Annotated in this window: 10 protein-coding genes; 1 reads left to right on the forward strand and 9 read right to left on the reverse strand. The window is 38.0% G+C overall.

What is annotated here, in order from left to right; all coding sequences use genetic code 11:
- Nucleotides 1–5 precede the first annotated feature (5 nt).
- The 9 genes from ABY905_RS09895 to ABY905_RS09935 form a co-directional block, all read right to left on the reverse strand.
- Entirely contained in the window at nucleotides 6–671 is a 666-nt protein-coding gene (locus ABY905_RS09895) for a DUF452 family protein (RefSeq protein WP_372643125.1), read from the reverse strand.
- Nucleotides 672–944: 273 nt separating this feature from the next.
- Nucleotides 945–2,081: an aminotransferase class I/II-fold pyridoxal phosphate-dependent enzyme gene (locus ABY905_RS09900; RefSeq protein WP_372643128.1), complete on the reverse strand. Its 1,137-nt coding sequence runs from the start codon at nucleotides 2,079–2,081 to the stop codon at nucleotides 945–947.
- 120 nt (nucleotides 2,082–2,201) lie between these two features.
- On the reverse strand, nucleotides 2,202–3,488 hold the full coding sequence (bioA, locus tag ABY905_RS09905; protein ID WP_372643131.1) for an adenosylmethionine--8-amino-7-oxononanoate transaminase: 1,287 nt from the start codon (nucleotides 3,486–3,488) through the stop codon (nucleotides 2,202–2,204).
- A 91-nt stretch (nucleotides 3,489–3,579) separates the two neighbouring features.
- Nucleotides 3,580–4,869, reverse strand: coding sequence for a dicarboxylate/amino acid:cation symporter (locus ABY905_RS09910; protein ID WP_372643134.1), 1,290 nt, complete (start codon nucleotides 4,867–4,869; stop codon nucleotides 3,580–3,582).
- A 147-nt stretch (nucleotides 4,870–5,016) separates the two neighbouring features.
- A complete protein-coding gene (locus ABY905_RS09915; protein WP_372643137.1) occupies nucleotides 5,017–5,745 on the reverse strand; it encodes a pseudouridine synthase in 729 nt (242 codons plus the stop codon).
- Between the two features lie 180 nt (nucleotides 5,746–5,925).
- Nucleotides 5,926–6,978: a lactonase family protein gene (locus tag ABY905_RS09920; protein WP_372643139.1), complete on the reverse strand. Its 1,053-nt coding sequence runs from the start codon at nucleotides 6,976–6,978 to the stop codon at nucleotides 5,926–5,928.
- Nucleotides 6,979–7,228: 250 nt separating this feature from the next.
- Complete coding sequence (locus tag ABY905_RS09925) at nucleotides 7,229–8,203, reverse strand: cation diffusion facilitator family transporter (protein WP_372643142.1); 975 nt, start codon at nucleotides 8,201–8,203, stop codon at nucleotides 7,229–7,231.
- Nucleotides 8,204–8,690: 487 nt separating this feature from the next.
- Nucleotides 8,691–8,891, reverse strand: a complete 201-nt coding sequence (locus tag ABY905_RS09930; protein WP_372643144.1) for a hypothetical protein — start codon at nucleotides 8,889–8,891, stop codon at nucleotides 8,691–8,693.
- Between the two features lie 24 nt (nucleotides 8,892–8,915).
- Nucleotides 8,916–9,203, reverse strand: coding sequence for a hypothetical protein (locus ABY905_RS09935; protein WP_372643146.1), 288 nt, complete (start codon nucleotides 9,201–9,203; stop codon nucleotides 8,916–8,918).
- Between the two features lie 517 nt (nucleotides 9,204–9,720).
- Here ABY905_RS09935 and ABY905_RS09940 point away from each other — a divergent pair.
- The coding region (locus ABY905_RS09940; protein ID WP_372643148.1) for a hypothetical protein at nucleotides 9,721–9,900 on the forward strand (180 nt) is incomplete at its 3' end.

Raw genomic sequence — 9,900 nt, forward strand, 5'->3', positions numbered from 1 at the left:
GACTTTTAGACCTTTAGTATCTCATCCCAAGAGTTCCAGACTGTGAAACAAAAATGAGGCGAATTTAAAACTATCTTATTGGTCTTATTTTCCCAAGCTTGTTCTAAATTATTGAAAGGGAAAATCATATCTCGTGACGAAAGTAATACCTTATCGAAGATATCCCAAGTAATTGTTTCTCTCAAAATCATGTTTTGCAAACAGATCAACTCTTCTTTTTGATCTTTAACAGAGCGTTGCGGTTGATGTTCCGTGAAACTGTAATAGCCAGATCTGCCACCACACATGCGCATAAAAAACTTGTCACGACCTTTTTCGTTTAAACCATCAATGGTTCCTTGAAATATGGCAGGAGGAATCCCTTTTTTATCATCAATGGGAGACAGGCTGCCATTGATGGCATAACGACACTGGAATAGGCTTTTATCATCTTTAAAAAGAAGTGAGCTTACGAATACGCCTAATGACCAGGCAATCAGATGACATTCCTGATAAGCATTCAACTCTTCCTTTAATTCCTGAATTTGACTCAAATCACGATAATCGTAACACATCAGGACGTCGTAATCATCTGAATTAATTCTCAGGAAAGGCATTTCGTCGCAACCCCAGCCACTCATAAAGAGGATAAGCTTAGGTGAATTGTTTTTGTGTAAGTACTTTATCTTCATTTTAGACAATTGATGATTCGTAATTAACACCCCTCTGTCCCTTGAACATCTCCCCTCGAAGGGGAGAAAGTCAAACTGAACGTTGAATTAATATTCTAAATCTAGTCTAAGAGTCTTTCCCTGAAAGGGAAAGTGTCGACAGACGAAAGGGTGTACTTTTTAAATAAAGAATAAAGCAGACAAATTACCCTAAATTTATTGAGCTATGATGATAAGCAAACCTGTTCATTTTTTACGATTCAATAATTTCATGAAATATCTCAGTAACTAAGTCTAGATACCTCCATTCTTAATCGTTAATTGTAAATCGTTAATTATTACGGGTAGTTCTTTTAAGTCGTCCCATGTCATATCGGCTGAAAGCGATAAGCGCAGTCTTGATGTGTTTGGTGGAACTGATGGTGGCCGAATAGGAAAAACCAGATAGCCAAGTTTCTGCATCTTTTCCGCAATTTGCGTGCACTTCTCACTGTCACCAATCATGATAGGTATAATATTGGAATCACCTCCAGTTTTTATCCCTAGATCCTGTAATGCCGTTCTAAATTGATTAGAAAGCTTTTGCAAATGCGTTCTTTCCTTTTGCATTCCTATGCTTTGTTTCAGAATCTGCAGATTCCAGGCAATACTAACAGGAGGCAGTGCGGTTGTAAATATGAGCGAACGCATCTTATTAATCAGGTAATCCTTGATCGTCGCATCACAAACAAGGTATGCACCTACTGAATTCATGGCTTTACCAAAGGTTCCGACCAGAAGATTAATTTGTGAAAGGCAATTTTGTTCTTCGGCTATTCCCAGACCTTTTTCACCACGAGTTCCCAGAGCATGTGCTTCATCCACATAAAGGAAACAATCGTACTTGTTTTTTATCTTGATGAGTTCGTGTAAATCAGCCACATCGCCATCCATACTGAAAATGGATTCACTCACAATAAAGACTCGCTTGTAATTGCTTCGGTATTTTTTAAGTAATCGCTTTAGGTGCTGATAATCGAGGTGCTTATAACGGTGATAATCGGCATCACTCAATTTAATACCATCTATAATACTGGCATGATTGAGCTTATCTGAAAGGATCAGATCGCCTTTTGAAGACAAAGCGGGTAAGATGCCAATATTGGCATGGTAACCCGAATTGAAAAAGAGAGCAGGGGAACCAAATTGTAGTTCAAGTTCATCTTCCAAGAGTTTATAAGCTTGAAAATTACCCGTCAGTAGACGAGAAGAACCAGATCCCATTCCTTTTTCTTCAGGAATAGAAAGTCCAAGCTTAGCGATACCCATATAGTCGTTTGAGGATAGGTTCAGCTTATATTGGCTTTCATCAATCTGCTTTAAAGAACGAAGATTCCCCGTCTGGTTTAGCTTTTCCAACTCGTCTTGATAGGATTTTAGAAGATCACTCATAGTTTTGTTATCAACCACAGATTACACAAATTATCACAAATTTTCTTTAAGAGAACAAAATCATATTTAATCTGCGCAGATCAGTGTCAATGTTTAAATTTTGGACTCTGAACTCTAGATTTATTGTAAGCTTACGACTTCAATCATACTCTGACACAAAGTTCGTAAATCCTTTTCAGAAATAACAAAGGGAGGCATGATATAAACCTGTTTTCCAAAAGGACGAACCCAAATGCCTGCATCTACAAATTGCTTTTGGATTTGAGCCATATTAACAGCTTCTTTCATTTCAATGACACCAATAGCCCCAAGTATTCTGACGTCTGCGACTTGAGACAGTTTTTCTGCTGAAGACAATTCTTCTCTAAGAATGCCTTCAATGGTATCAACCTTCTTCTTCCAGTTTGATTCCAATAAGAGATTGATACTAGCTACTCCAACAGCGCAAGCTAAAGGATTACCCATGAACGTTGGACCATGCATAAAACAACCAGGTGCCCCTTGAGAAATACCATCGCTGACTTTTTGATTGGCAAGGGTAGCTGCAAAACTCATATACCCACCTGTGATGGCTTTACCCACACACATAATATCGGGTGAGATACCTGCATGTTCACAAGCAAAGAGTTTTCCTGATCGGCCAAAGCCTGTGGCAATCTCATCTACAATGAGAAGGATGTTATATTGATCGCAAAGCTGACGAACTCCTTTTAAATACTGAGGGTGATAGAAACGCATGCCTCCAGCACCCTGAACGATTGGCTCCAGAATGATGGCAGCTAATTCATCTTGATACTGCTCTATGGCCTCTTTCATTGGAAGAATATCCTTTTCATTCCAATCCTCATAGAAACCACATTGAGGAGCTGTTACAAAATGATTGATAGGCAAAATGCCTGTGAATATTTCGTGCATACCCGTCACAGGATCGCAAACCGACATGGCATTGAAGGTATCGCCATGATAACCTGAGCGAATGCTTAAAAATTTATTCTTCTTTCCTTCCCCTTTGGAGAACCAATATTGCATGGCCATTTTCATAGCCACTTCAACAGAAACGGAGCCTGAATCAGCAAAGAAAACCTTATCCAATCCCTCAGGACTTAGTTCGACTAAAAGTTTGGCTAGTTCAATGGCTGGTTTGTGAGTGATACCCCCAAACATCACATGAGACATGTTTTTAATTTGTGTCTCAACAGCTGCGTTCAGAACGGGATGATTGTAACCATGTACGGCACACCACCATGAGGACATCCCATCGATAATCTCTCGATCATCCTCTAGTTTCAAACGGACACCATTGGCTGATGTAACCAGATAAACGGGTAGTGGGTTTTCCATTGAGGTATAAGGGTGCCAAATATGCTCCCTATCGAATTTAAGATCTTCCTGTGTGATTGTGCTCATTTCTATCGTTCAATAATTTCGCCATAAAGCTAGGATTTATAGCCCCATTTGATGCAAATTGAAAGATGTTTTTGAGAAGTTTTTCTTGTCTTTATGATTCTTCAGGTCTGATAGATTCCCAACGTTCTACAACAGCAGCACCTACACTATCTCCCCAAACATTAATACTGGTTCTAAAACGGTCGAGAAGCCAGTCGATACTCAAAAGAAGGCCAATCCCTTCGATGGGTAGGTTAACGGCTCGCAATACGATAACCATGGTGACCAATCCAGCTTCGGGAATACCTGCAGCGCCTATGGCTGCAAGAGTAGCCGTGAGAATGACAATGATTTGTTGCACCCAATTGAGATCGATACCATAGAGTTGAGCTATAAATATGGCGGCTACAGCTTCGTAGAGGGCTGTCCCATCCATATTAATGGTGGCACCCAGAGGCAAAACAAAATTACTGACCTTTTCTGAAACTTGATTCTCTTCGTGCACGCCCTGCAATGTTAAGGGGAGAGTGGCTGTGCTCGAAGCCGTTGAAAAGGCATTGAGGAGAGCTGGTCCCATTCCTTTTAAGTAGCTTGTAATTGAACGTTTACCTAAAAATCGGAGTAATAAGCTCAGAAAGAGAAAGCCATGCAGTGCCAGTCCCAGAAGGACAGTCAGAGCATAAAGCCCCAATGACATAAGTTCTGGAATGAAAGCCTTAAATCCACCGGAATGGGCAATTCGGGCAGCAACTAAACCTAAAATACCTAAAGGAGCGAGGTACATGACCCAATGCACCAATTTAAGAATGGCATCATTCATGACGGATAGGATTTTGATACTTTTTTTTGCTTTTTCCCCCAGTGATGATAGTGCAGCACCAAAAAATATGGAGAATAGTATCAACGGAAGGATATCCATTTTCTCCATGGCCAGAAAAAGGTTATAGCCTACCAAACCTTGCTGTTCTTTCTCTGGATTTCCCACTAGAAGTTCTTTCAGGGCTGTGGAGATATCCGTAGCGATAAATTCCGTTTGATTGGGAAGTTCATTAATAGCGATACTCTGATTGATACCAGGTTGAATAATATTGACCAGTATAATACCCAATGTGGCTGCAACTGCTGTAGTGAGTAAATAAAAAACCAGGGTTTTACTGCCCAGTGTGCCCAATTGACTTAAGTTCTGAATGCGTGATATGCCTACAATCATAGATAGAACAACGATGGGAACGACCAGCAGCATGAGGATATTAAGGAACATTTGTCCGAAAATCTCCAGCTTAATACCAATAGAAGGAAAGAAGCCACCCAGAATAAAACCCAATACAATTGCCGAGATAATGGCAATCAGTAAAATTAAACTCTCTTTCGAAGCTTTAGGCATTTCTATAGGCTCACTCATTCAGGAAAATCATTAGTTCCCTTAAAAGTTACGAAATTTTGTTTTTATAGCTGTCAGGTTTGATTCCTAAAAAGAGAATCCTGATAAATAGAGTCTCCTTAGAGCCACCATTATCAGGATTTAATATCTTTGAGTACTTTAAAAACTCTATAATGAAGCTTCCTCGGTTTTACTAGAGTCCTCGATGAGTGCTTTTAGTTCTCTCAGTTCAGATCCGGAGAAAGAGCGGTACTTACCACGTTTCAAACTACCAAGTTTAATGTTCATGATACGAACACGTTGCAGCTCTTTGACTTCATAACCAAGATAATCGCACATGCGACGAATCTGGCGGTTTAAGCCCTGTGTTAAAACGATATTAAACGTATAGGCATCGATTTGAGTCACTTTACATGGTTCAGTCACTGTGTCTAAAATCTTAACACCATCAGCCATTAGCCTAATAAAATCAGGCGTAATTCTTTTATCAACCTTAACGACATACTCCTTTTCGTGATTGTTCTTTGCACGAAGTATTTTATTGACAATATCGCCATCATTGGTCAAGAATATAAGACCTTCACTGGGTTTGTCGATACGTCCAATGGGGAAAATACGTTCAGGATGACCAATAAAGTCGATAATATTGCCACTAATGCTTGTGTCGGTTGTGCAGGTGATACCTACAGGTTTGTTGAAAATCAAATAGATGTTCCCGACCTCTTTGGTAATGACTTTTCCATCAACAGTGATTTGATCTTCAGCCGTAACCTTTTGCCCCATTTCCACAGGTTGTCCGTTTACTTTCACTTTACCTTCTTCAATCAGTCTATCAGCAGCTCTTCGAGAACAATAACCTGTTTCTGAAATGGCTTTATTTAGTCGTTTGTATTCCATTCTTCTTATTTCCCTCTAATTTTCTACAAAAAACGGGTTAATGTCGCTTCTTTGCAATTTTTTCAGTGATTATTTCACTCTCAATTGTAAGATACAAAAAAGAGCCAGACCAAATGTCCAGCTCAATTTCATATTAATTAAGTACAACAAAATCTATTCTGTCGCATTTATTTTAATCTTTTAAAACAAAATACAAACCGGACTTGGTGCATCTGTTTGATCCACATAGTCTAATAAACCCGTTGTTTTATCACGTTTAAACGATACGATATTGTTTGAATGCTGATTGGCCACCAGTAAATAGTTTTCATCAGGCGATAATGAAAAATTTCGTGGCCCAATACCGCGAGTCGATTCGTGAGCAATCAGATTTAAAGATCCGTCATGGGAGTTTACCCTAAAAATAGCAATACTGTTATGCCCTCTGTTGGATGCATACACAAAGTTCCCATCCGAAGAGATATGAATATCGGCAGCAGTATTCGTTTTAGTATAAGCCAGTGGTAGACATGAAAAAGATAGCCCTCTTTTATATTGGTTTCGATCCGTTTTAAGAACTAAGCTTATTGTGCTATTCAGTTCATTTAAAACATAAATCCATTTGTTATTAGGATGAAACACAAGGTGACGTGGCCCAGCTCCAGCAGCTATTCCCAGTTTAAATGGATCAGAGGGATGTAATTTATTCTGAATTGTATCCAATTGCGAAAACCAAAGTTCATTTGTGCCCAGGTCAACAGAAATAACAGTAGTATCATCGGTGTCGAACCATGCCGAATGTGCATGCGGGGCTTGTTGTCTTTCACTAGTGCCTTTTCCACCATGTTGTTGAATATCCAGAAGATCAGATAACTCCCCTTTATTATTCAGCTTTAGCAGGCCCACATTTCCTCCGGTATAATTGGCTGTAAGCACATAGCCAGACTTGTTGAGGTTCACAAAACAAGGATGGGCTCCACCTGTAGTACTCCGACTGATAAACGACAGGCTATCGTTTGTAATAGAAAAAGATTCAACTGTACCAACCCCGTCTTCATTGCTAATTTCATTTACAGCCAGCAGGTATCTCTTGTCAGCACTCATAGCCAAAAATGAAGGATTCTCAGACCTGGCTGCAAGACCTAGAGACTTTAAGTGACCATCTTTCTGCAGTATATATTTGTAAATGCCTTCACTCTCATTGTCGGTATAGGTCCCCACATAAAATGAATAGTGGCTGATTTCTTGCTTCATCTCTTTTTTATTAAACTGACAGCTCGTTAGTAAAAATAGAACGATAATAAAGGTTTGGAATTTCATATGATTATAAATTTTCTAGTTAGGCCATTTAGAAATCGCCATTTGAACTTTTCACTGTATCAAGATGTATGAAGATGGCTCGTTTGATTTCCTTGCAATGCAATTCAAAGGAATCATTCTGGTTTATTAATCCATATAAGTCGAATAGAGTGACAATGTAATCATTCCAATTTAAAGACAGTTATCAGCGTTTGGTGATTTTCTCAAGAGTCCATTTTATATCTTTTCTGAACGGATGTTTACGGTAGGCACACGTATTAATACGGCAATTTGGACACAAATCAGGATAACAGGCATCGGTATGAATTGTAAAATCAATTTTGTCCTTAAAATGTTCTGAAATTGCAGCTACGACCAGATCACTCTCCTTATGAGCATTGGCAATATTCATATACCAGGGCAGTGTTAAATCACAATCGATGTGATAGGCATCGCCATACTTCACTAATTTCAGATTATGGATGTCAATCCATTTATCTGACTTATTTTCCCATAAAATGTCTCTGACCTTTTCGAGTATCATAAAATCGGCTTGATCCATTAAATTTGAGGTGGTTTCTTTTAATATTTTATATCCCGTATAGATGATAATTGAACCAAAGGATATGGCTATGGCACTATCAAGCCATGCCATTTTAGTTATTAATAGAAGGAGTAATCCAACAACTAAACCGATGCTTGAATAGGTGTCAGATTGCAAATGTTTGCCTCCTGATACCAAGGCTATTGAATTGTGTTTTCGTCCGATTTTAATGCTGTAATATCCTAGAATGTAATTGATAAGTCCTGCTATGGCAACAATAAGAATTCCAATATCTAATTGTTGTATTTCACAAGGGTAGAATAAACGTTTTACAGCTTCAATAATAATAATAAACCCAGCGATAATAATTAAAATGCCTTCGATTGAAGCTGAAATAGATTCTATTTTTCCATGCCCAAATGGATGATCTTCATCCCGGGGTTTTATAGCAACACTAATACTATATAGACTAACAAAGCCTGTTAAAACATTAACCGTACTTTCCATAGCATCCGTTAATATTCCTACAGAATTAGTCAGGTAATAGGCAATGAATTTACCTACAAAAAGAATCACCGTAACAAATACAATTCTTCTTTGAGTAATTAATTTTATTCTATCCTGATTTAATTCCATTGAGTAAGGATTTTGTTTTGAATAAAGGCTGCGTTTCTTGAGACACACTTTTGAGATAGATTCAGCTTATCCTTATTAAGTAAAAATATCATCGCGGCTTTTTTATCTGTAAGATAGTTATTAGAATGATAGATGAGTCAATGAAAACGTTTGACTGATACAAAGATTAACTTTCTATTCATCATTTTAATACCGTAAATGAAAGAACTGTAAGAAATCATTTATTCTTCTGAACGATCCAATAGATCCATACTTGGCTTTTCATTCAGCCTATCGTTCACGGGCGTATTGCTTCATATCTGTGATTTTATTCCCTCTCATCAACGATCTCAAGGCCTAGGAGGCTTTCAATGATATCTTCCATGGTCACTATGCTATCCATTCCTCCATACTCATCTATAATTAGGGCTAGATGCTCCTTTTCTCGAGCTGAATTACCCAAACTGTAAAGACGGTTTGTAATTCATGTGCGATGACGACTTCTCTTTTAATATCCCGGAGTTTTAAGTTTTTTTCCTTTTTCAGCAAGCTTCTCGGATACAGTTTGGCGTAAGATATAACCTGTGATATTTTCAATATCCTTCGAATATACGGGGATACGAGAGTAGTAAAGAAATTCCTTTTTCACAAGAAATTCTTCAAAAGACATCGTCTCATCTGCAGTCGTCACAACCACTCTGGGTATCATTATTGCGGAGACTTTAAATGTTATTCATCGAACTAATTCGTGGATGACTTTATTTTCATTGTCTTTAAAAACACCTACCACAGTACCAATATCGGACATAATTGATATTTCTTCATGACTTACAGATGGATAGTTAGATTCTTTTGAGAATAGTTTGGTAATATATCCATACATTATAACAAAGGGTAGCTTATAAGCACCAAGAAATTCATAATATTTCCCGATGATAGAGCTAATCGTCTCCAATAGATAGTACCCGCCGGCTGTTCCAATGGTGTGTGCAATGGTATTTATTCGATATATACTAGCCATTTTTTCTCTTTAAAGAGTAGGTGCCCCAAGGACAGTAGGATACTCGGCTATTATTGGTTTTATGAGCAAGCACTGGTGATTGGGTAGAGCTATTTCATTATCCAATGAAAAATGCAAGCCCAAATAGCTTATTAATAGTGTGTTAATTCCAAATCAAGTACTCCTTGCGTACTCCTTTATTTTTTTACCGTAGTTGTTGCGTAGTGTTTTTATTTGAATGCCTTTTGTTTTAAAATAGATTTACAGCCATGAATTGTTGATGAGTGTTTCCTTTTATTTAAGGGTGATACGTGAGGGGATAGGATGAGTTACTAATTTATGTTTTAAACTAAATCACGATGATAAAACGACAAAAGGTCTTTCCCCATTATGGCATCTTTTATACCGATTAAAAATGTTCCTGTCTTGTTCTTGTGTTTATTCGATTGCGATAATAATGCAACAAAAGGATAAGTGAACTATAAAGGATGCCTAATTTATTAAACCCATAAGTATTACTTACCTAAACTAAATAATAATGAAGTATTTAAAATCGTTAATGCTGGCCTGTTTTGTGTTGGCAATGGTTTCCTGCGACAACGAAGACATGGAAACAGCAGAAATGGAAGAAGTAGTTGCCATTCCTGAAGTTTTGCCAACACCTGAACATTTGCTGGGCTTAAAAGCAGAATTGGAAGCAAAAGGACTTGAACTTGTA

This window comes from Ancylomarina sp. (assembly GCF_041555295.1).
Classification (GTDB): domain Bacteria; phylum Bacteroidota; class Bacteroidia; order Bacteroidales; family Marinifilaceae; genus Ancylomarina.